We start from the raw sequence: 20,160 nt of genomic DNA on the forward strand, positions 1-20,160 counted from the left end.
ACCCCCGGTGCCCCCCTCGGGCCCGCCCGCAGCACAGCCCACCGACGGCCCGCTGCCACCTGCGGCCCCGCCGACGCCGGCCGGCACGCCCGCGCGCCCGCACGCCACCGGGAGCGGCCCCTCCCCCGTCGCCCGGCTCGCGGCCGTCCTGGCCGCGGCCGGGGCCGAGCCGACGCCGCGGGAGATCGCCGAACTGGTGTGGCTGGCCGACCGGCTGGGTGACGGGCGGCCCGACGCTCCGCCGGAGCGGATGGCCGGGTCCGAGGACCCGGCCACCCTGGCGGGGCCCCGGACGACCGTGCCCACCCCGCCCGCGCCCCCGCGGGACACACCGCCCCCGCGGCAGCAGCCGGCCGGCCGGACGCCCGGGCGCGTGCCGCTGACCCTGCCCGCCACCCGCTCCACGGACCGCCCCCGGGGCGGCGGAACCCCCCTGCTCGCCCCCGCGCCCCCGATGCTCCCCCACCCCCTCGCACTGCAACGCGCCCTGCGCCCGCTGAAGCGCACGGTGCCCTCGTCGCACGCGAGGGTGCTGGACGAACGGGCGACCGCCGACCGGATCGCGCGGCTCGGCGCCCACCCGGACGTGTGGTTCCCGGTGCTGCGCCCGGCCCCGGACCGCTGGCTGCGGCTGAACCTCGTGCACGACACGGGCCCGACCATGCCCATCTGGCGTCCCCTGGTGAGCGAACTGCACACGGCGCTCGCCCAGTCGGGCATCTTCCGCACGGTCACCCTGCACGCGGCCACACCCGACGGGCGGGCCCACCGGGTCCCCGACCTCGACGACGGCCGGACCGTCACCCTCGTCGTCAGCGACTGCATGGGCCCGCAGTGGCGCCCGGGCGAGGCCGGCGACCGCTGGTACCGCACCCTGCGCCGCTGGGCGCAGCGCATGCCCCTGGCCGTGGTCCAGCCGCTGCCGGAGCGCCTGTGGTCCACGACCGCGCTGCCCGCCGAGCCGGGCCTGCTGACGTCCCCGGCCGCGGCCGCGCCGTCGGCGGCCCTGGCCTTCACCCCCTACGACCCCGTCGCCGCGCCCGCGGACCGGGCCCTGCCCGTGCCCGTGCTGGAGCCGGGTGCGCCCTGGCTCGCCCACTGGGCGGCCCTGGTCGCCGGCCCCGGCGGCGCCCGCACCCCCGGCGCGGCGGCCTGGCTGCCGCCCGCTCCCGCGCCGCCCGCCGAACCGGCCCCCGGCCTCGCCGGCGTCACACCCGAGGACCTGGTGCTGCGGTTCCGCGCGACCGCCTCCCCGGAGGCCTTCCGGCTCGCCGGGCACCTGGCGCTGGCGGTTCCCTCGGTCCCCGTGATGCGCCTCGTCCAGCGCGCCGTGGACCGCCACCCGCGTCCCCAGCACCTCGCGGAGGTCGTCCTCAGCGGCATGCTCACCGCCGTCCCGGGCCCGCCCGGCTCCTACGCGTTCCGGCCCGGCGTACGGGAGCTGCTGCTGCGGTCGCTGCCGCGCACGGCCCGCGGCAGGACCCGGGAGTTCCTCGCGGAGATCGGCGGCCTGATCGACGAGCGGGCCGGGCTCGCGGCCGGGGAGTTCCGGGCCCGGGCCGGCGGCGGGCCGGACGGCTCGGATCCGGCGTTCGCCACCGTCAGCGAGGAGACCGTGCGGCGGCTGGGCGGGCAGGGGGCGCCGGAGCGGCTGTTCGCCGGCCGGTACCGGCTGACCGAGCGGCGCGCGAGGCATCCGGACGTGTGGGAGGCCGTGGACGCCGACACCGGCCGGCGGGTGGTCGTGCGCCCGTACCCGGGCGGGCCCGCGGGGCAGGAGCGGTTCCTGGCCGAGGCCCGTGCCCTGGCCGGGCTCGAGCACCCGCACGTGGTGCGGGTGCTGGACTTCGGCGTGGCGGACGACGGCCCTTACCTGGTCACGGAGTTCGTGGACGGGCTGACCCTCGCCGAGGTGCTCTCGGGGCTGTCATTCCACACGTTCGCCCGCCTGGTGGCCCAGGGGCCGGCCGGCCTCGAAGCCCTGCACGCGCACGGCCTGGTGCGCGGCGAGCGCGGTCCAGCCGGCCTGCTGCTGCGGCCCGACGGGACCGTGCTGCTGAGCCGGATCGCCCTCGGCGAGGAGTCCAGGGGCAAGGACCCCGAGTCGGACCTGGCCGACTTCCGGCGGCTGCTCGGGCAGCTGGCGACGAGCGTGCCGGTGCCCGCCGAGCACCGCGAGCTGCTCGCCCTGATCGACCGGGGCAGACTGCCCGCCGCCGCCCGTCACGCCGCCGCCCTGACCGCGACGGCCCCCTGGCCGCCGCCGCTCGGCGTCACCCTGCTCGGCCCCCTGCGCATCAGCCACGGCACCCGGCCCGTCGAACCCCCCTCCCCGGAGGCCCAGGCGCTGCTGTGCCTGCTGCTCCTCTCCCACGGACGCCGTCTGTCCCACGCGGAGCTGGCCCGGGGCCTGTGGGAGGAACCGCCGGACGAGCGCCCGGCCGTGGCCCGGATCGAGGACCTCGTCGCGGAGCTGCACCGGGTGCTGCCCCCGGGCGCCCTGGTCGGCCTGCCCGGCGCCCACGCCCTGCACGTGCCGGACGTCCACGTCGACGTGTTCCGCTGCGAGGAACTGCTCGGCAACCCGGCGCCCGCCCCCGCCGACGTCCGGGACGCGCTCGGCCTCTGGTACGGCCCGCCCCTGGACGGCGTCCCCGGCCCCGCGGCGGCCGCGGCCCGGGACCGGCTGCGGGTCCTGGAGGCGAGGCTGCGGGCCCTGCTCGCCGAGCCGGACGAGGCCCGTGAGGCCGCCGCCCCCACGATCCTCTTCGAGGCCGACGACCTGAACCGGCCGGAGGCCCGGATCACCCTGGAGTACGCGGTGCACGAGATGCTCGCGCGCGGCGCCCTGGCGGCCCACCGGTTCGACGTGCGCGTCCGCCCCGACGGCTACGCCGTCCACACCGAACCCGGCACGTACCTGCTGCCCGTCCTGGTCGCCGTCCTGCGCGGCCTGCCCGAGGTCCTCGCCGGGCTGGCCGACCCGCCGTCGCTGACCGTCACCTTCTGGGACCGGCCCGCCCCGCCGCCGCAGCTGCCGCCGGTGCCCGCCGGGATCCAGGTGGTTGTCTCGCCCGCCCTCTACGAGGAGTTCGCCGCCAGCTCCGCCGCCCGGGGCCCCCAGCGCCTGCGGCCCGTCTACCGGGACGGCGCCACCGACACCCCGCCGGTCGCCTGGTCCTGCCCGCTGACCCCGGCCGCCGCCCCGCAGCCCGAGACGCGCGACCTGGTGCAGGGCCCCTTCATCACGCACGACCTGCGCCGGCTGGGGATACCGGCCCCCGGCCGCACGGCCGTCGTCCACACCCGGCCCGACGGCCCGCTCACCCTGCTCGACCCGGCCCGGCCGCACGGCGACCGGCCGGAGCGGCTCGTCACCTACTACAAGGTGGACCTCACCACCCACCAGTCCCACCACCGGGTCTCCCTGCCCAGCTCCGGCAAGGGCGCCTTCGCGGCCGCGGTCGAGCTGTCCTGGCACGTGGAGGACCCGGTCGCCTTCGTCCGCGCCGAGGTCGCCCGGGTCTCGGAGGCGCTGCTCGGCCATCTGCTGGAGGAGGCGGCCCGCATCACCCGCCGCCATCCGCTGCGCCGGGCGGGCGCGGCCCAGCGGGCGGTCAACGCCGGACTGCGCCGCTGGCCGGTCGCGGGCCTGTCGGTGGCGGTGTCGGTGCAGCTGGCCCCGGAGGGCGCGGCCCTGCCCGGGCCGCAGGGCCCGGTGGTCCCCGCGCAGCGCCCGCTGCCGGATCTCCTGCGCGAGGCCGACTGCGTACTGGTCGGCTTCGACGGGCCCATGGCCCGGCTGTTCTCGGCCCGGGCGGCGGGCGAGGCGGTGCGCGAGCTGCTCGCCCTGGTCGCGGAGCACCGCGATCCGTGGGGGGCCGGGCCCGGCGCGGTCCGGGACACCTTCACGCACCCGCTGGACGTGCTGCGGGCCTTCGCGCGGGACCCGCTGGGCCCGCTCCTGCGCGAGCGCCTCGACGCACTCGAACTGCGCGCGGTGCCCGACGCGCCCACCACGCACAACTCGGTGCCGCTGGTGCGGGCCCTGCACGACTCCGGCCGCCGCGTCAGCGTGGTCTCGGACGTGAGCGCACCGGCCGTCCACCGCTACCTGGACCCGTACGGCCTGCCCCTGGCCGGCGTCCACGCCCGCGGCGCGGACCTCTCCCTGCTGACCCCGCACCCCGACTGCCTGCTGCGCGCCGTGCACGCCTCGGGCGGCGGCGGGGCCACCACGGGCGTGCTGATCGGCTCCACGGTCGCCGAGCTGACCGCCGCCCAGCAGGCGGGCCTGCGCTTCGTCGGCCTGGCCCGCAACGCCACGGCCGGCCGGCAGCTCGGCGAGGCGGGCTGCGAGAGGACCGTCACGTCCCTGGCGCCGTTGCTGCAGGCCGCCCGTTCCCTGTAGGGCGGGCCGAACCCCCCGTTCGGCGGCGCCCCGCCCGGCCCCCTCCGGAAGGCGGCCCGGTGCCCTCCCGCGCACGATGCGAAGGGAGGCCCGCCGCCCGGCGGCCTCACGCGAGGCCCGCCACCTGGCGGCCCCCCACGGTCTGTGCTCTCGGGAGGACCTGCCATGACCGCCAGTCTGGAGCAGTTGCGCCGCTGCCACTTCGCCGTCGACCTGGGGGCGGCCCGCACACGCGTCTACGTCAAGGGCGCCGGGCTCGTCGTCGACCAGCCGTCCGCCGCCGCCGTGAACACCCGCACCGGCGCGCTGATCGCGGTCGGCGAGCTCGCGGAGCAGATGACGGGCCGCACACCGGAGTACATCCGGGTCGTCCGGCCGGTCTCGGGCGGCACCGTCGTCGACATCGAGATGGCCCAGCGCATGCTGCGTCACCTGCTGGGCGACAAGATGCGCCGCGGTCTGCGCCGCAAGCCGATCCTGCGCGCCGCGGCCTGCACCCCGCACGACGCCGACCCGCTCGCCCGGCGCGCCGCGATCGAGACGCTCGTCGGGCTCGGGGCCCGGCGCGTGGAGCTGGTGGACACGCTGATCGCCGCGGCGGTCGGCTGCGGGCTGCCCGTGGAGCAGCCCGAGGCCACCATGATCATGGTGTGCGGGGCGGCGGCCACGCAGGTGGCGGTGCTGTCCCTCGGGGCGATCGTCACCGCCGAGCGCATCCCCGTGGGCGGCGAGGCCGTCGACCAGGCGATCGTGCAGCACCTGCGCCACGAGCACGAGCTGATGCTGCCGAGCCAGTCGGTGCGGCCGCTGCAGCTCGCCCTGTCGGGCAACGGCCTCACCCCGCACGGACCGGCCTCGACGGAGATCCACGGGCGGGACGTCGCCACCGGCCTGGCCCGCTCCGTCCAGATCGACACCGCGGCCGTGCGGGACGCCATCCAGACGCCGCTCACCGCCATCCTGGACGGCATCGGCGCGGTGCTGCGGGCCTGCCCGCCGGACCTGGTCGCCGACCTGGCCGACCGGGGGATCATGATGGTCGGCGGCAGCGCCCTGCTGCCGGGCCTGGACCAGATGCTGCGGCAGGCGACCGGCATGCCGGTGCACATCGCGGAGCGCCCGGACGTGTGCGCCGTCCAGGGCCTGGGCGCCATGCTGGAGGGCAGGATCGAGCCGCTGGCGCTGGACCCGCTGGGCAGCTGAGCGCCGGCCCGGAGGGCGGTCAGCGGGCGAACCAGCAGCGCACGGTCGTGCCGCGGTCGCCGCGGTGCACCCGCACCAAGTCGGCGATCAGGTTGACCAGCAGCATCCCGCGGCCGCCGCGCTGGTCCCTGGGCACGGGCCGGCGGCCCGCCAGGACGTCCGCGAGCCGTCCCTCGTCGCGGACCTCGCACACCACATGCCCCTCCTCGCTCCACACCCGCAGGACGCCCGTGCCGCCTCCGTGCACCACGCTGTTGGTGGTGAGTTCCGCCGTGGCGAGGGCCAGGTCCTCGCGCTTGACGCCGGTGAGGCCGAGCCGCGCGGCCTCCCCGACGGCGAGGTGGCGGGCCTGCGGGAGCGACTCGGCGTCGAAGGCGAAGGTCAGCGCGCCGGCGACGGGGTCGAGGGGCTCGTTGTAGCGGTCGACGACGTCGGCGGGCGCGTACGCGGCACTGTCCCGCGCCGTCCGGGAACCCTCGGCGATGACGACGGGGTGGGTCGCGTGGGCGTCGGCGAGCACGTGCTCGGGGAGCCCCCGGGTGTCGTAGGGGCACAGGATGGTCGCCGTGCTGCCCTGGAAGGCGGCGTTGATCAGCGCTTCGTGCTGGGCGCAGGCGGGGTATTCGGTGGCGGACCGCCCGGCCCAGATGGGCTCGCCGATGATCCGCACCCGCCGGCCGTCGGGCTGGCCGTCGGCGAAGGCGCGCAGGACACCGGGGATGATCCGCCCCGGGTTGCGCCCGGCCTCGCGCATGTCCAGCAGCCGCACCGCCGCCGCGTCCTCGCCCAGGGCGTCCCGGACCAGGGCGAGGTTCTCGGCGGGCACGGCGACGGCCACGGGCTCGCCGGCCGCCAGGCCGTCCCGTACGAAGGGCACCGTGACGTCGAGGTACTCCTGTTCGTCCCGGTAGAAGAAAGCGGGATGGACGAAGGGTTCCAGGGGCCCGAAGGGGTCCGCGACCGCAGCGGTCATGACGCACTCACCTCGATCCCCTCCTGGTCGGGCCACAACAGGTCGAGCGTCCGGCGCAGGGCGGCCGGCGGCCGGCGCACCACGAAGCGGCGCCCGTCCCGCAGCTGCCCGGCGGCGGCCGCCAGCGCACCGGCGCCCGCCACGTCGACGAACGTCACGTCGGACAGCTCCAGGTGGTACACGTCCCCGCCTTCACGTACGGCTTGCTCCAGTACACCTTCCCAGATCGCCCGTGTGGTCAGACCGACCTCCCCGGCCGCCCGCACACCCCGGCAGCCGGCCAGCGGGAACACCGCCAGGCCCGGCCGGGCCCCACGGGTCCCGGCCGACGGCACCTGATACGGAGCGTCCACGCACTCTCCCCACGTTTCCCGGACCTCAGCGCACGTACCCGCGCGACACAGGCTCATTCCCCCCGGGCGCGTGTAGTAAGCCGAACGGCGGGCAGGCGCATCTCACACCGGCGTCCACGGGGGGCGAGAGACGTCGTCACTCCGGCGAGACCGACCCGACCGACGAGGACCGACAAGGCGGTGACATGACCTCTGCGGCATCACCACATCTCACAGGGGGGCTGAACACCCTGGTCATCCGTGGCCGCGTCGACGCGGACCGTGCCGAGCTCACCCCGCGCGGCGAACTGGTCCACGGCTGCGGTGACGTCCTGGCCAGAACGCTGGCCGAGCTGCCGGCCGACGTCACCCGGGTCGATCTCGACATGGCGGACGTGCACTTCATGGACACGGCGGGGCTGCAGTTCCTGGACGTGCTGGGGGACTTCCGCCGCCGCCGGTCGCTGACCGTGTCGGTGACGAACTGGAACGGGCAGCCGCGCCGCATCCTGGAGCTGGCCGGTCTGGACACGTCCGATCCGCTGACCGTCCCGGACACCCCCGTGCCCGCGGCCTCGGCGGTCTCCCTGGAGCGCGCGGAGCGCCTGCACGTCCTCCAGGAGGAGGTCGATCAGCTCCGCCAGGCCATCGCCTCGCGCCCGGTCATCGACCAGGCCCGCGGCATCCTGATGGCCACCCACGGCTGCACCTCCGACCAGGCCTGGCACATCCTGCGGGAGACGTCCCAGCTGTCGAACACGAAGCTGCGGGACGTGGCGGCGGCGGTGACGGCCAGTGCGGAGGGGGACGGTCCGCCGCCCGCCGCGCTGCGCACGGCTCTGCAGACGGCCCTCGCGAGGCGCGGCAGGGGCTGAGCCACGGGCGGGGCGGTGGCCGGTTCCCGCGCCCCCGGTGACGGGCCGCCGTCCGCCCGGTTTCGCGTGAGAGGCGCTCGGGTACCCGGCGGCGGCCCGCTCCGCCCTTCGGCGAGGAGAACCCCATGGGTTTCAACCCCCTCGAGCACCAAGGCATCCCCCTCGACCGGCAGCTGCGCAGCTGGCGCGAGCTGGACGTCGAGCCGATCGACCCCGACCACGCCGATCCCTACACCCGGTGCCGCGTCATCACGATGAACGGCATCGAGGTGGAAGCGATCATGTTCAGTCACCAGCTCGCCCGCCGCTGCCCCGACCCGGACGTCAAACGGCAGCTGGCCGAGGTCCGTTACATCGAGCACCAGCAGCAGAAGGCGGTCAACTGGCTGCTGCCGGGCCTGGCTTCCGTCCTGGAGACCACGATCGCCTACGAGCAGGTGGCGGTCGACCTGACCGGCTGGGTGGCCCGCCACGAACCCGACCCGTACCTGAAGCAGGCCTACGAGTTCGGTGTGCTGGAGGACTTCGACCACCTGTACCGGTACGCCAACCTCTACGAGATGATCGAGCACCGCAAGGCGGAGTCGATCGTCGACGGACTCACCGAGGTCATGCCGGGCCGGCCGACGAAGTACCACCACCGCCACCCGCACGACAACGTGCGCGAGCCGTACGACCGTTCCACCGTGAACCCGCTGTCCAAGCTGCACGCCCTGACCATCATGTCGGCGGAGCAGCAGACGATGAACTTCTACATGAACGTCGGCCCGCAGTACATGGAGCCGATCGCCCGTCAGCTGTACCAGGAGATCGGCCTGATCGAGGAGGAGCACGTCACCCACTACGAGTCCCTGGTGGACCCGGGCGAGACGTGGTGGGAGCAGCTGGTCAACCACGAGTACAACGAGTGCTACCTCTACCACTCCTTCATGGAGCAGGAGCCCGACCCGAAGGTGCGCGCCATCTGGGAGCTGCACCTGAACATGGAGCTGGAGCACCTGCGCATCGCCTGCGACCTGATGCGCCGTCACGACGGCCGCGAGCCGCAGGAGATCCTCGCGCCGGAGCTGCCGAACGTGCTGACGTTCGAGGAGAACAAGACGTTCGTGCGCGACCTGCTGGACACCCAGATCGACCTGACCACGCTCGGCACCGGCTACGTCCGGGACGCGCACGAGCGGTTCGAGAAGCTGCAGGAGCAGATCCACGGCGGCGAGGAGCCGCCCAGCGAGCGCGTGATGGTCCAGCACGACGAGATGTTCGGCCGCGAGTACCGGATGGAGACCGAGGGCGAGCACCCCGACCCCGCGCTCCGGGAGAGGGACTGACATGGCGGGGATCGCAGCGAGTGACACCGACGTGGTGGCGCTGCTGATGCGTCAGCACGGCGACATCCGCAACCTCTTCGACGAGGTCGAGCGGACGAGCGGTGACGAGCGCCGGGACGCGTTCCGGCGCCTGGTGCGGCTGCTGGCCGTGCACGAGACGGCCGAGGAGGAGGTCGTGCGGCCGTTCACCCGGTCGTACGTGCCGGGCGGCGAGCAGGTCGTCGAGGACCGTCTGAACGAGGAGCGGGAGGCGAAGGAGCTGCTGTCCCGGCTGGACGGCATGGACACCGACGACCCGAAGTTCCTGCCGGAACTGCTCGCCCTGCGCCTGGACGTGATGGCACACGCCCGGGCGGAGGAGCGCTACGAGTTCAACCACATCCGGCGCCACGCGGACCAGGGCCGCCTGGCGTCGATGGCCTCGGCCCTGAAGGCCGCCGAGGCCATGGCGCCCACCCGTCCGCACCCCGGCACGGAGTCCGCGGCCAGGAACCTCGCCCTGGGCCCGCTCGCGGCCCTGGTCGACCGCACCCGGGACGCCGTCCGCAAGGCCATGGGCAAGGACGGGTGACGTACCGCCGCTCGCTGGCCGGTGGGGCGCTGTCGGGAGTCGGCATCGCCGCGTTCGCCGACGAGGTCGTCTTCCACCAGCTGCTCCACTGGCACCACTTCTACGACAGGTCCACCCCCGGCGTGGGACTGGTCTCCGACGGCCTGTTCCACGCCGGGGGGTGGCTGGCGATGGTGTCGGGCCTGTTCCTCTACGCGGACCTGCGCCGCCGGGGCGGTCCGCTGCGCCCGGCCTGGTGGTCCGGCGTCTGCCTGGGCCTGGGCGGCTTCCAGCTCTACGACGGCACGGTCCAGCACAAGCTGCTGCGCCTGCACCAGATCCGGTACGAGGTCGATCCGCGGCCCTACGACTGGACCTGGAACGTGGTGGCCGTCCTGTTCCTGCTGGCCGGTCTGCTGCTGTGGCGCAGGGCCCGGCGCGCGGAGCGCGGGAGAGCGCGATGACGACGCCCGGTGCCCTGCCGGTCGCGGTCCTGCTGTGCTGCCTGCTGTACACGGCCTCGGCCGGCCGGCTGCGGCGCCGCGGGGACCGCTGGCCGGTGGCCCGGGACGCGGGGTTCTGGCTGGGCGGGTGCCTGCTGGTGGCCGCGTTCGCGGTCCCGTGGGAGACGTGGCTGCCCCCGTTCACCGCGCACACGGCCGCCCATGTCACGGCCGGCATGGCGGCCCCGCTCCCGCTGGTCCTCGCGCGGCCGGTCACCCTGGCCCTGCGGACCCTCCCGCTGTCCGCCCGCCGCGCCCTGGTCCGCCTGACCCGCTCCCGTCTCGTCACCGTCCTGCTCTTCCCACCCGTGGCCGCGGCCCTGGACTTCGGCGGCCTGTGGGTGATCCACCGGGCCCCGCTGCCTCCCTCGCTCCACCACCACCCCCTTCTCCTGCTGCACCTCTTCCTCGCCGGTCTGCTCTTCACGTTCGCCCTGCTCGCCGTGGACCCGGTGCGCCACCGGGCGGGTCCCGCCGTGCGCGCGGGCACCCTCCTGGCGGCCGCCGCGGCCCACGCCGTCCTGGCCAAGAGCCTGTGGGCGGCGGGCCCGCCGGGCACCGCCCACACCCCCACCGACCTGCACCTCGCCTCGCAGCTCATGTACTACGGCGGCGACGCGGTGGAGATCGCCCTGGCCCTGCTGCTGGCGTCCCAGTGGTACCGCGCGCAGGGACGATCACTCCGGCCCCACCGGGGTACCCGGCAGCCGGCACCGGCGTAAGGAGACAGACGATGAGCGAGCAGACCCCGTCCCAGGCCGAAGGCGACCGCGAGGACGACCAGGACACGACGCCCACCTCGACCCCGTCCCAGGCGGAGGGCGACCGCGACGACACGGAACCGGAGGACGACGACACGGCGTAGCGCACGCGCCCGCTGCCCGGGCCGCGCGGAGGGACCCGGGCGGGAGCGGCCCCCGGCGGGTCGGCGGGCGTTGCCGCCCGGACGGACGCGGAGGCCGCCCCGCGCCGGACACCGCGCGGCGCGGCCGTGCCCCGGGGTGCTCGGAGCGTCGCGGGGCCGGGACGTAATGTCCTCGGTGTGAGCGATGCGCCTGCCGACCCGGCCCTGCGGGCCGCCTACCGACTGTGCCGACGCCGGACAAAGAGCGAGGACCCGGCGGAGTACGCCCTCATCCAGCTGGTCCCCGCGCCGCTGCGCCCGGCCCTGCACGCCCTGTGGGCCGCGGCCAACGCCCTGGACGACCTCGGCGACGACCGTACCGCCCCCGCCGCCGAACGGGCCGCCCGCGTGGAGGCGTGGATCACCGCCCTGCACCGCGAACTGCCCACCGGCACCAGCCCGGACCCGATCCGCCACGCCCTGGTGGACACCGCGGCCCGCTGGCGGCTGGACCTGTCCGAACTGCGCGACGCCATGGCCCAGGTCCGGGAGGACACCGACGGCCGGAGCTTCACCGACTGGGCCGCATGGCGCACCTGGGGCCGGGACAACCTCCTGCCCTGGTTCGGCCAGGTCCGCGCGATCCTGGACCGCGCGGGTGTCCCGGTGGCCCTGCGCCTGGACACCCGGGAGGCCTACGAGGAGTTCCTCGACGGCGTCCGGCTCACCGACATCCTCACCGACCTGTCCGCCGACCTCGCGCAGGGGGATCTCCTGGTGCCCGAGGAGGCCCTCGCCCTTCACCCGGGCTCGGCGGACGACCTGGCAAACCGCCGCTGGAGTCCGGCCGTGTCGGCCCTGGTCACCGACCTGACGGGCCGGGCCCGCCGGTGGGTCGCCCAGGAGACCCTGACCCGCGGCATGCACCCCGGGCCCGCGACCGTCCTGCAGACGATGGCCGCCCTGCTGCGCGCGCAGCTCGACGCCGTCGACGCGGCGGGCCCTGCCCTGCTGCGTGCCCGCCCCCGCCCGGCGCTGCGCACCCGGGTCCGCATCCTCGCCCCGGCCCGCACCCGCGCGGCCCTGGCCTGGTCGCTGACCCCGCTCACCCTGCCGCCGCACCACCGTTCGCCGGACGCCGCGCGGCAGCCGGCCGCCCCGGCCCGGCCGGCCACCGCACGGGCCTTCCGCCGCCCGCCGCCGCACCCCAGCGGCGAGCGTCCGCCCGTCATCCCGCCGGCCCTCCTTCCCGCGCACGTGGCGGTGATCATGGACGGCAACGGCCGCTGGGCGCAGCAGCGGGGCCTGCCCCGGCACGCCGGTCACCGCGCGGGCGCCCACGCGGTGCGCGAAGTGGTCCACGGTGCCCTGGAGATCGGCCTGGCGCATCTGACGCTCTACACGTTCTCCACGGAGAACTGGCACCGGGACGCGGAGGAGGTCGACGCGATCCTCGGCCTGCTGCGCGACGAGGTGGCCGAGGACCCCTTCCGGGACCTCGACGTCCGTATGCGCTGGCACGGCCGCGCCGGCCGGCTGCCCCCCGACCTGGCCGACCTGCTCCAGCTGCGGGAGCGCACCACGCGCGGCCGCACCGGGCTGACCCTGACGATGTGCATCGACTACGGCGGCCGGGACGAGATCACCCGCACCGCCGCCGCCCTGGCCCGCCGGGTCCGGGCCGGCCACCTGGACCCGGACCGGATCACCGACGAGGACTTCGCCCGCCACCTGCCCCACCCGGACATGCCGGACGTGGACCTGCTCTGGCGCACCGGCAACGAGCAGCGCACCTCGAACTTCCTGCCCTGGCACGCGGCCTACGCGGAACTGCACTTCACGCCCGGCCTGTGGCCCGACACCGACCGCCGCCATCTCTGGGAGGCCGTCACGGCCTACACCCACCGCCAGCGCCGCCACGGCACGACGAACCCGGACCCCCTGCCCCGGTAGTGGACCGGCCGGTGCGGCGGGAGGAGGGCGGCCGGCCGGGTCAGGCGGTGAAGCCGCCCTCGCGCAGCGCCTTGTCGATACGGGCGCGGTGGTTCGCCTCCCAGGCGTCGAGGGACTCCCCGGCCTCCCCGGCCAGCTTCGCCCGGGCCGCCGCGAGTATCTCGTCCCGGCGGGCGGCGGGGGTGACGACGACGCCTTCCTCGTCGGCGACGACGATGTCGCCGGGGTGGACGAGCACGCCGCCGACGCGGGCCGGTTCACCGAGGGCGCCGACCTTCTTCTTGGTCCCGGGGATCGGGATGACACCGCGCGCGAAGACGGGGAAGCCCGCCTCGCGCACCTCACCGAGATCGCGGATCACACCGTCGACCACGAAGGCCGCGACGCCCCGGCGCTGGGCGACGGCGCACACGTTGCCGCCGGCCAGCGCGTAGTCGACGTCGCCCGACTCCACGACGATGACGGAACCGGGTTCGGCACGGTGGATCGCGGCATGCAGCATCAGGTTGTCGCCGGGCTCGCACCGCACGGTGTAGGCGGGGCCCGCGACGCGGGGCGAGTTCCACAGGGGGCGGATGCCGATGTCCATGACCTGTGCGCGGCCGAGCAGGTCGGCCAGGGTGGTGGGGGGAACGTCCTTGAACGCGTGGTCCATTGCTTCCTCTGTCTCGGTGTCGAGGGCCCCGGGCCGCGGCCCGGTCCGCGGCCCGGCATCGCTTTCCTTCCCAACTCCCAGCGGCACCGGCCCGGTTCCGGACGCCCGCGGGGTACGGTGGGCGCGCCGTACCGGGGTGCCGTGGCGCCCGGCCAGGACTCGCCGACACGCCCCGTACGCACCGGACGTGTGTCGAACCAGCGGGGAGCCGGGAGCGGAATGCGCTACATCGTCATCGGGTCGGGAGCGGTCGGCGGTTCGATCGGGGGGCGGCTGCACGAGAGCGGCCGTTCGGTCGTCCTGGCCGCCCGCGGCGCACAGGCCGAGGCGCTGCGCGCCCGGGGACTGCGGCTCACGGTCCCCACCGGGACGCTCACCCTCGACGTGCCCGTCGCGGCCGGACCCGAGGACGTCGGCCTGCGCGCGGACGACGTGCTCGTCCTCGCGGTCAAGACGCAGCACAGCGTGGCCGCCCTGGACGCCTGGGCCGCACGGCCGGTGGCGGGCGGCGGCACGGCGGGCGAGCGCCTGGCCGTGGTGTGCGCGCAGAACGGCGTGGAGAACGAGCGCCTGGCGCTGCGCCGCTTCCGCGAGGTGTACGGCATGTGCGTCGTCCTGCCCAGCAGCCACCTGACGCCGGGTGAGGTCGTGGCGCCCTGCGGCCCGTACTCCGGCGCCCTCGTCCTCGGCCGCTACGGGACGGGCGGCGACGACAGGGCCCGGCGGATCGCCGACGACCTGGAGAAGTCCTGCTTCCTGACTCCGGTGGCGGCGGACGTGATGCGCTGGAAGTACGGCAAGCTCCTCGGCAACCTCGCCAACGCCGTGGAGGCCGTCTGCGGCTCCGCCTCGGACGCCGCCGCCCGGGACCTGATCGCCCGGGCGAAGGCCGAGGGCGCCGCCGTCCTGGACGCCGCGGGCATCGCCTACGCGAGCGGAGCGGAGATCACCGAGCTGCGCAGCGGCACGGTCGAGGTGCGGCCGGTCCCGGGCGAGCCCACGCGCAGCTCGACCTGGCAGAGCCTGGCGCGGGGCACGGGGTCGATCGAGACGGACTACCTCAACGGGGAGATCGTGCTCCTCGGCCGGGAGCACGGCGTGCCCACCCCGGTGAACGCGGCGCTGCAGGCCGCCGCCCGGGAGAGCGCGCTGCGGGGCGGGAAGCCGGGCGGCCTGACGGCGGATGACCTGAGCCGGCGCGCCGCCGCGAGCGCCACCGCCTGACCTGAGCACCGCATTAACGGTCGTCTCAGCTTCGCTCCGTAGGAATTCGGCATCCAGAAGCGATGCAATCCCTATGGAGGAGGCCAGTGATGGCAGTCGACGCAGCGCCGTCCCGGGAAGCGCCGGCCGGCCGGTTGGCAGGCCGGTGGGTGCCGTGGTTGGTGATCGGCTTGTGGCTGGTGCTGGCGGCGGGCATGGTGCCGCTGAGCGCGAAGCTGAGCTCGGTCACCACCGACAGCGCCGTGGACACCCTGCCGGCCGGTGCCGAGTCCACCAAGGCGGCGGTGCTGGAGGACAGCCTCTCCGACGGTGACGGCAACACGTTCGTCTTCGTGTACCACCGTGCCGGCGGCATGACCGACGCCGACCGCGCGACGGTCGAGCGCCACTACGACACCCTTGCCCAGCGGTACCCGCCGAAGGCGACGGCGGCGGCCGGCGAGGACGGCGAGGGCTCACCGACGAGCCCCTCCGCCGACGGCAAGGCGATGATGTTCACCCTGGAGGTGAGCACGGCCCACGGCGCACCGGAGGACATCGTCGGCCCGCTGCGTGACGCCACGAAGGACCGCCCCTCCGGCCTGGAACTCGACGTGACCGGCCCGGGCGCGATCGACGGCGACATGGACGCCGTCTTCGACGGCATCGACGTGCAGGTCCTCCTCACCACCATCGCCGTCGTCACGCTCCTGCTCATCCTCACCTACCGCAGCCCCGTGTTGTGGATCATCCCGCTGGTGGCCGCCGGCGCGGCCGCACTGACCGCGATGGGGACCGTCTACCTGCTCGTCAAGGGCTTCGGCATCGTGGTCAACGACCAGAACTCGGCGCTGCTGACGATCCTGGTGTTCGGTGTCGGCACGGACTACGCGCTGTTGCTCATCGCTCGCTACCGGGAGGCACTGCACCACCATGAGAACGTCCGGGTCGCGATGGTCCACGCGCTGCGCGGCGCGGCGCCGGCCATCGTCGCGTCCGCGGCCACCGTGGTCGCCGGCCTGCTCTGCCTGCTCGTCGCGGATTTGAACAGCACCAGCGGGTTGGGCCCGATCGGCGCGGCCGGCGTCCTGTGCGCGCTGGTGGCCATGCTGACGCTGTTCCCGGCGGTGCTCGTGGTGCTCGGCAGGCGGATCTTCTGGCCGGCCGTCCCGCGGTTCAGCACGGCCGTGGCGGAGAGGCCGGGGCTGTGGGGACGGCTCGGCGCCGCCCTCAGCCGCCGCCGGTGGGTGGCGACGCTCGGCTCGCTCGGAGTGCTCGGCGTGCTCGCCCTCGGGCTGGCGGGCAACACCGGCGCCCTGCGGGAGCAGGACCAGTTCCTGTCGGCGCCGGAATCGGTCACCGGGTTCACCGTCCTCCGCCAGCACTTCCCCGAGCTCGGCGGCCAGCCGATGACGGTCTTCACGCGGCCGGCGCACCAGGAGCGGGTGCTCGACGTCGTCAAGGACACGCGCGGTGTGGCCCTGGCCGTCCCGGAGCAGACCAGCGGTGGCTGGGCCGGCATCTCCGTGTTCCCGGAGGACGCGCCGGACACCGCCGCGGAGTACGACACGATTCTGCGGGTGCGCACCGCCGTGCACGCGGTGAACGGGGCGGAGGCGATCGTCGGCGGGCCGAGTGCGGAGAACCTCGACACCGAGGTGACCACCGGCCGCGACGAGAAGCTGGTGATCCCGCTGGTGCTCGCCGTCGTGCTGATCGTCCTCGGGCTGCTGCTGCGCGCGATCCTGGCCCCGCTGGTCCTGATGGCCACCGTGATCGTCTCGTTCGCCGCGGCCTTCGGCGGCAGCGTGTTCGTCTTCGACACGATCCTCGGGTTCGAGGGGGTCGACTCTTCGGTGCCGCTGCTGGCGTTCCTGTTCCTGGTGGCGCTCGGCGTCGACTACAACATCTTCCTGGCCAGCCGGGCCCGGGAGGAGACCGTGCGTCTCGGCACCCGGGAGGGCATGCTCAAAGCCCTCTCGGCCACCGGTGGCGTCATCACCTCGGCGGGCCTGGTCCTGGCGGCCACGTTCGCGGTCCTCGTCACACTTCCGCTGGTGATGCTGGTCGAGGTCGGGTTCCTGGTGGCCTTCGGCGTGCTGCTCGACGCCCTGCTGGTGCGGTCGGTCCTGGTGCCCGCCCTCACCCTGCTGATCGGCCGCCGGATGTGGTGGCCGAGCCGGCTGTCCCGTCCGGCGGCGGAGCTGCCGGACGGCCGGCAGCCGCTCGCCGGCGACGAGGAGCCCGCGCTGCGACGGTGAGCGCGGCGGCACGGACGAGATCCGGGACGGGCCCCAGGGGCCGTCCCGGATCTTCTTCGTGGGCCCGGCGGTCTCCGACCTGTGGTCCCGCGCCACACGCCGTCAGGGCGCTGCGGTGTCCTCCCCGGTGAGCCGCGCGACCGGGGCGGGCGGGGCCGCGGCCGGAAGGCCGACCCGGAGCAGCGCGCCACCGCGTGCGGAGCGGGCGACGGTGGCCCGGCCGCCGTGGGCGTCGACGACCCGCTGGACGATCGACAGTCCCAGACCGGATCCCGGCAACGCCCGGGCGCTGTCGGCACGGTAGAACCGGTCGAACACCCGCGGTACGTCGGCGGCGTCGATGCCCGGCCCGGCGTCGTCGACCTCGAGCACCGCCGACGCGTCCTCGGCGCGGAGCCGGACCTGGACCGGCTGGTCCGCGGGGGACCACTTGCCGGCGTTGTCGATGAGGTTGAGCACCGCCCGCTCGAGCGCGGCGGGACGCCCGCTCACCCACACGGAGGTCACGTCGAGCGCGACCTCGATGTCGGGCACGCGGGAACGCGCCCGGGTCGCGGCGGCCACCACCACGTCGGCGAGGTCGAGCACCTCCGTGCTCTCGTCGCTGACGTCACCGCGCGCCAGGTCGGTCAGCTCGGCGACGAGGGTGCCCAACTCGGCCACCTGGGCGCCGAGATCGTTGAGCAGCCTGGTCCGGCTCTCCGCCGGCAGTGCGCTGTCCAGGGTGCCGCGCCGATCGAGCCGGATCAGCAGCTCGGCGTTGAGGCGCAGGCTGGTGAGCGGGGTCTTGAGCTCGTGGGCGGCGTCCTCGGCGAGCAGTCGCTGGGCCCGCCGGGAGTCCCGGAGTGCGGCGAGCATGTCGTTGATCGACTGGATCAGCCGCCGGATCTCCCCACCGCCCTCCTCCGGGATGCCGGCGTCGAGATCCCGGGTGTGCGCGACACGTACCGCGGCGGCGGTCAGCCGGTCGATCGGTGCCAGCCCGGTCCGCGCCACGGTCCGCCCGACAAGGGCGCCGCCGGCCACGCTGAGCAGCCCGATCAGCAGCATGCCCGCCCCGAACCGGTTGATCGGGCTGTCGTCGGCGACCTGGGCCACCTGAACCGCGCCGTCGCCCGCCCGCAGCGTGTAGACGAGGTAGCCGTCCTCGTCGCTGTCGCCGGACTCCATCAGGTCGGCCGGCGCGCCCCGCGCCACGCGCTCGGCGTGCTCACTGACGGGGGGCAGCGCGGGTTGGCCGGCCGGCGTCCGGGTCGAGCCGTCGGGCAGGACGACCCGCACCAGCCGACCGGATCCGGGGTACGGCGGTAGCGGGACCCGTGCCGGGCCGGCGCGCCGCGCGTTCGCCGCCAGGACGCGGGAGTCGGCGCGCAGCTGATGCTCGGCGGCCTCCCGCAGCTCCCCGCCCATCAGTTCGCTGGCCACCTGGAAGGCCACGAACACGCTGACCGCGATGGCCGTCGCCGAGATCACCGTCAGCCTGGCCCGCAGGGACCGCCGGCGCCACCATCGGGTCAGCCGGCGCGGTTCCCGGCCGGCGGGCCCGTTCACGGAGGAGTCTCCCGCAGCACGTAACCCAGGCCGCGCAGCGTGTAGATCAAGCGCGGCTCACCCCCGGCCTCCATCTTGCGGCGCAGGTAGCTCACGTACACCTGGAGGTTGTTGGCGGTGGCGCTCATGTCGAAGCCCCAGATCGCCTCGAACAGCGCGTCGCGGGTCAGGACCCGGGTCGCGTTGCTCATGAGGACCTGCAGGAGGGAGAACTCGGTCCGGGTCAGGCGCAGCGGCCGCCCGCCCCGCCACGCCTCGAACCTGTCGGGGTCGAGCCGGACGTCCGCGAACGACAGGATCTGCGACTCCTCGTCGCTCGGCGTGCGCCGGCGCAGCAGAGCCCGCACCCGGGCCAGCAACTCCTCGGTGGCGAACGGCTTGGGCAGGTAGTCGTCGGCGCCGGCGTCCAGCCCCGTGACCCGGTCGGAGACCTGGTCACGGGCGGTCAGCATCAGCACCGGCAGATCCCGGCCCGCGGCCCGCAACCGCCGGCAGGTCTCCAACCCGCCGAGGCGGGGCATCATCACGTCGAGGATCAGCAGATCCAGGGTGTCGCCGTCGGCTCCGCCGACCCCGTCGAGCACGGCGAGACCGTTGGCGACGGTGCTGGTGTCGTAACCCTCGACCTGGAGCACCCGCTCCAGCGACTCCCGGATGGCCGCTTCGTCATCCGCGATCATGATCCGCACGCCGGCCCGCCCCCTTCCGGTCGATGTTTTTGCGCTCAGTGTCGCCGAGCAACCTGAGGCCAGCATTAGAGCGCCGCCGTCAAGTCGGTGATCATCGCGTGGAAGGCCGCACACCCCGGCGCGGTGCCGCACGCCGCGGCCGGGTGATCGCTTCTCGGTGGACCGATCCGGCCCCTTGCCATGCCGGCAGCGGGTTGAGTCCGTGGCGCCGCAGTTGACGGCCCGACACCTCACGAGGAACGTTTCCGCAGCTCACAGGAGTGCACAGGTGGGGCGGGTGGGACTCGAACCCACGGCCGACGGATTATGAGTCCGCTGCTCTAACCGGCTGAGCTACCGCCCCATAGCGGCGTGTCGCGTACATGTGTGCGCGCCGTCTGCCGCAGCATAGCCGCTCATACGATCTCCTGCTTCGGATGGTCGGCTCGGCCACGGCGTTCGTGACCTTGATGACTCCGCCCCGGGCCGGACGGTTCCACCGGACATGAAAAAGGACCCCTGAGGGGCCCTCGTTCATCCTGCTCCCCCGACTGGACTCGAACCAGTAACCTGCCGGTTAACAGCCGGCTGCTCTGCCAATTGAGCTACGGAGGACCGAGCTCCCCGGACTGGACTCGAACCAGTAACCTGCCGGTTAACAGCCGGCTGCTCTGCCAATTGAGCTACCGAGGAAGGTCTCGTTGCATCGAACGTACCTACCTGGGTATTCGCCAGGGGGCGCGCGCTCGCTGCGACACATACATTAGCGCAAGCAGGGGGGTGCTCCGCCAATCGGTACTCCCCGGCGCCGACGCCGCACCGGAGACATACGCAAGGGAAGGGTGGCAGC

At 74.8% G+C, this 20,160-nt stretch carries 16 protein-coding genes and 3 tRNA genes; 11 read left to right on the forward strand and 8 right to left on the reverse strand.

The window, feature by feature from the left end; translation table 11 throughout:
- Window positions 1-7: 7 nt before the first annotated feature.
- Window positions 8-4,411 carry an SAV_2336 N-terminal domain-related protein gene (locus tag ACF07N_RS11755; RefSeq protein ID WP_392111223.1) on the forward strand — a complete coding sequence of 1,468 codons (4,404 nt, stop codon included), beginning with the start codon at window positions 8-10 and terminating at the stop codon, window positions 4,409-4,411.
- A 165-nt stretch (window positions 4,412-4,576) separates the two neighbouring features.
- Window positions 4,577-5,614, forward strand: coding sequence for a rod shape-determining protein (locus tag ACF07N_RS11760; RefSeq protein WP_383322870.1), 1,038 nt, complete (start codon window positions 4,577-4,579; stop codon window positions 5,612-5,614).
- A gap of 19 nt (window positions 5,615-5,633) precedes the next feature.
- On the opposite strand, the gene ACF07N_RS11765 is transcribed toward ACF07N_RS11760, so the two are convergent.
- Both ACF07N_RS11765 and ACF07N_RS11770 read right to left on the reverse strand, forming a co-directional pair.
- Window positions 5,634-6,587 carry an anti-sigma factor RsbA family regulatory protein gene (locus tag ACF07N_RS11765; protein WP_392111227.1) on the reverse strand — a complete coding sequence of 318 codons (954 nt, stop codon included), beginning with the start codon at window positions 6,585-6,587 and terminating at the stop codon, window positions 5,634-5,636.
- The gene (locus ACF07N_RS11770; RefSeq protein ID WP_383322864.1) at window positions 6,584-6,940 is read right to left on the reverse strand and encodes an STAS domain-containing protein; all 357 of its coding nucleotides are present in this window, start codon (window positions 6,938-6,940) and stop codon (window positions 6,584-6,586) included. Before ACF07N_RS11770 ends, ACF07N_RS11765 begins: the two co-directional genes overlap by 4 nt.
- A 185-nt stretch (window positions 6,941-7,125) precedes the next feature.
- Here ACF07N_RS11770 and ACF07N_RS11775 point away from each other — a divergent pair, with 185 nt between their 5' ends.
- The 7 genes from ACF07N_RS11775 to uppS all read left to right on the forward strand — a co-directional run bounded on the left by ACF07N_RS11775 (window position 7,126) and on the right by uppS (window position 12,972).
- Window positions 7,126-7,794 (forward strand): ANTAR domain-containing response regulator, encoded by a 669-nt coding sequence (locus ACF07N_RS11775; protein WP_392111229.1) that lies wholly within the window; start codon window positions 7,126-7,128, stop codon window positions 7,792-7,794.
- 125 nt (window positions 7,795-7,919) lie between these two features.
- The gene (locus ACF07N_RS11780; protein WP_383322858.1) at window positions 7,920-9,122 is read left to right on the forward strand and encodes a hypothetical protein; all 1,203 of its coding nucleotides are present in this window, start codon (window positions 7,920-7,922) and stop codon (window positions 9,120-9,122) included.
- A gap of 1 nt (window position 9,123) precedes the next feature.
- A complete protein-coding gene (locus ACF07N_RS11785; RefSeq protein ID WP_392111231.1) occupies window positions 9,124-9,693 on the forward strand; it encodes a hemerythrin domain-containing protein in 570 nt (189 codons plus the stop codon).
- Complete coding sequence (locus ACF07N_RS11790) at window positions 9,690-10,136, forward strand: DUF2243 domain-containing protein (RefSeq protein WP_392111233.1); 447 nt, start codon at window positions 9,690-9,692, stop codon at window positions 10,134-10,136. The genes ACF07N_RS11785 and ACF07N_RS11790 overlap by 4 nt, the downstream gene beginning before the upstream one ends.
- Window positions 10,133-10,897: a cytochrome c oxidase assembly protein gene (locus tag ACF07N_RS11795; RefSeq protein WP_392111235.1), complete on the forward strand. Its 765-nt coding sequence runs from the start codon at window positions 10,133-10,135 to the stop codon at window positions 10,895-10,897. The genes ACF07N_RS11790 and ACF07N_RS11795 overlap by 4 nt, the downstream gene beginning before the upstream one ends.
- 11 nt (window positions 10,898-10,908) lie before the next feature.
- A complete protein-coding gene (locus ACF07N_RS11800) occupies window positions 10,909-11,040 on the forward strand; it encodes a hypothetical protein (protein WP_392111237.1) in 132 nt (43 codons plus the stop codon).
- Window positions 11,041-11,217: 177 nt separating this feature from the next.
- Entirely contained in the window at window positions 11,218-12,972 is a 1,755-nt protein-coding gene (gene uppS / locus ACF07N_RS11805) for a polyprenyl diphosphate synthase (RefSeq protein WP_392111240.1), read from the forward strand.
- Between the two features lie 40 nt (window positions 12,973-13,012).
- Here uppS and ACF07N_RS11810 read toward each other — a convergent pair whose 3' ends face one another.
- Entirely contained in the window at window positions 13,013-13,627 is a 615-nt protein-coding gene (locus tag ACF07N_RS11810) for an RraA family protein (RefSeq protein WP_392111244.1), read from the reverse strand.
- Window positions 13,628-13,846: 219 nt separating this feature from the next.
- Between ACF07N_RS11810 and ACF07N_RS11815 the strand changes: the two genes are divergently transcribed.
- Together ACF07N_RS11815 and ACF07N_RS11820 are read left to right on the forward strand one after the other, a co-directional pair.
- The gene (locus ACF07N_RS11815; RefSeq protein ID WP_392111247.1) at window positions 13,847-14,851 is read left to right on the forward strand and encodes a ketopantoate reductase family protein; all 1,005 of its coding nucleotides are present in this window, start codon (window positions 13,847-13,849) and stop codon (window positions 14,849-14,851) included.
- Between the two features lie 89 nt (window positions 14,852-14,940).
- Window positions 14,941-17,091: an MMPL family transporter gene (locus ACF07N_RS11820; RefSeq protein WP_392111250.1), complete on the forward strand. Its 2,151-nt coding sequence runs from the start codon at window positions 14,941-14,943 to the stop codon at window positions 17,089-17,091.
- A 102-nt stretch (window positions 17,092-17,193) separates the two neighbouring features.
- Here the strand turns inward: ACF07N_RS11820 and ACF07N_RS11825 are convergent, their stop codons facing one another.
- From ACF07N_RS11825 to ACF07N_RS11845, 5 genes are all read right to left on the reverse strand, one after another.
- Window positions 17,194-18,642, reverse strand: a complete 1,449-nt coding sequence (locus ACF07N_RS11825; protein ID WP_392111253.1) for an ATP-binding protein — start codon at window positions 18,640-18,642, stop codon at window positions 17,194-17,196.
- Window positions 18,639-19,331: a response regulator transcription factor gene (locus ACF07N_RS11830; RefSeq protein WP_392111256.1), complete on the reverse strand. Its 693-nt coding sequence runs from the start codon at window positions 19,329-19,331 to the stop codon at window positions 18,639-18,641. Before ACF07N_RS11830 ends, ACF07N_RS11825 begins: the two co-directional genes overlap by 4 nt.
- A 269-nt stretch (window positions 19,332-19,600) precedes the next feature.
- Window positions 19,601-19,674 (reverse strand) — tRNA-Ile (locus ACF07N_RS11835).
- A gap of 178 nt (window positions 19,675-19,852) precedes the next feature.
- A tRNA-Asn gene (locus ACF07N_RS11840) sits at window positions 19,853-19,925 on the reverse strand.
- A 5-nt stretch (window positions 19,926-19,930) separates the two neighbouring features.
- Window positions 19,931-20,003 (reverse strand) — tRNA-Asn (locus ACF07N_RS11845).
- Between the last annotated feature and the right edge of the window lie 157 nt (window positions 20,004-20,160).

The sequence above is a fragment of the Streptomyces sp. NPDC015242 genome (assembly GCF_043079125.1).
Taxonomy (GTDB): Bacteria; Actinomycetota; Actinomycetes; order Streptomycetales; family Streptomycetaceae; genus Streptomyces.

Excerpts from the sequence above, each read along its gene's own strand:
- ACF07N_RS11760 (WP_383322870.1), top strand. The coding sequence starts at position 4,577 with ATGACCGCCAGTCTGGAGCAGTTGCGCCGCTGCCACTTCGCCGTCGAC.
- ACF07N_RS11765 (WP_392111227.1), bottom strand. The coding sequence starts at position 6,587 with ATGACCGCTGCGGTCGCGGACCCCTTCGGGCCCCTGGAACCCTTCGTC.
- ACF07N_RS11775 (WP_392111229.1), top strand. The coding sequence starts at position 7,126 with ATGACCTCTGCGGCATCACCACATCTCACAGGGGGGCTGAACACCCTG.
- ACF07N_RS11780 (WP_383322858.1), top strand. The coding sequence starts at position 7,920 with ATGGGTTTCAACCCCCTCGAGCACCAAGGCATCCCCCTCGACCGGCAG.
- ACF07N_RS11785 (WP_392111231.1), top strand. The coding sequence starts at position 9,124 with ATGGCGGGGATCGCAGCGAGTGACACCGACGTGGTGGCGCTGCTGATG.
- ACF07N_RS11795 (WP_392111235.1), top strand. The coding sequence starts at position 10,133 with ATGACGACGCCCGGTGCCCTGCCGGTCGCGGTCCTGCTGTGCTGCCTG.
- ACF07N_RS11800 (WP_392111237.1), top strand. The coding sequence starts at position 10,909 with ATGAGCGAGCAGACCCCGTCCCAGGCCGAAGGCGACCGCGAGGACGAC.
- ACF07N_RS11810 (WP_392111244.1), bottom strand. The coding sequence starts at position 13,627 with ATGGACCACGCGTTCAAGGACGTTCCCCCCACCACCCTGGCCGACCTG.
- ACF07N_RS11815 (WP_392111247.1), top strand. The coding sequence starts at position 13,847 with ATGCGCTACATCGTCATCGGGTCGGGAGCGGTCGGCGGTTCGATCGGG.
- ACF07N_RS11820 (WP_392111250.1), top strand. The coding sequence starts at position 14,941 with ATGGCAGTCGACGCAGCGCCGTCCCGGGAAGCGCCGGCCGGCCGGTTG.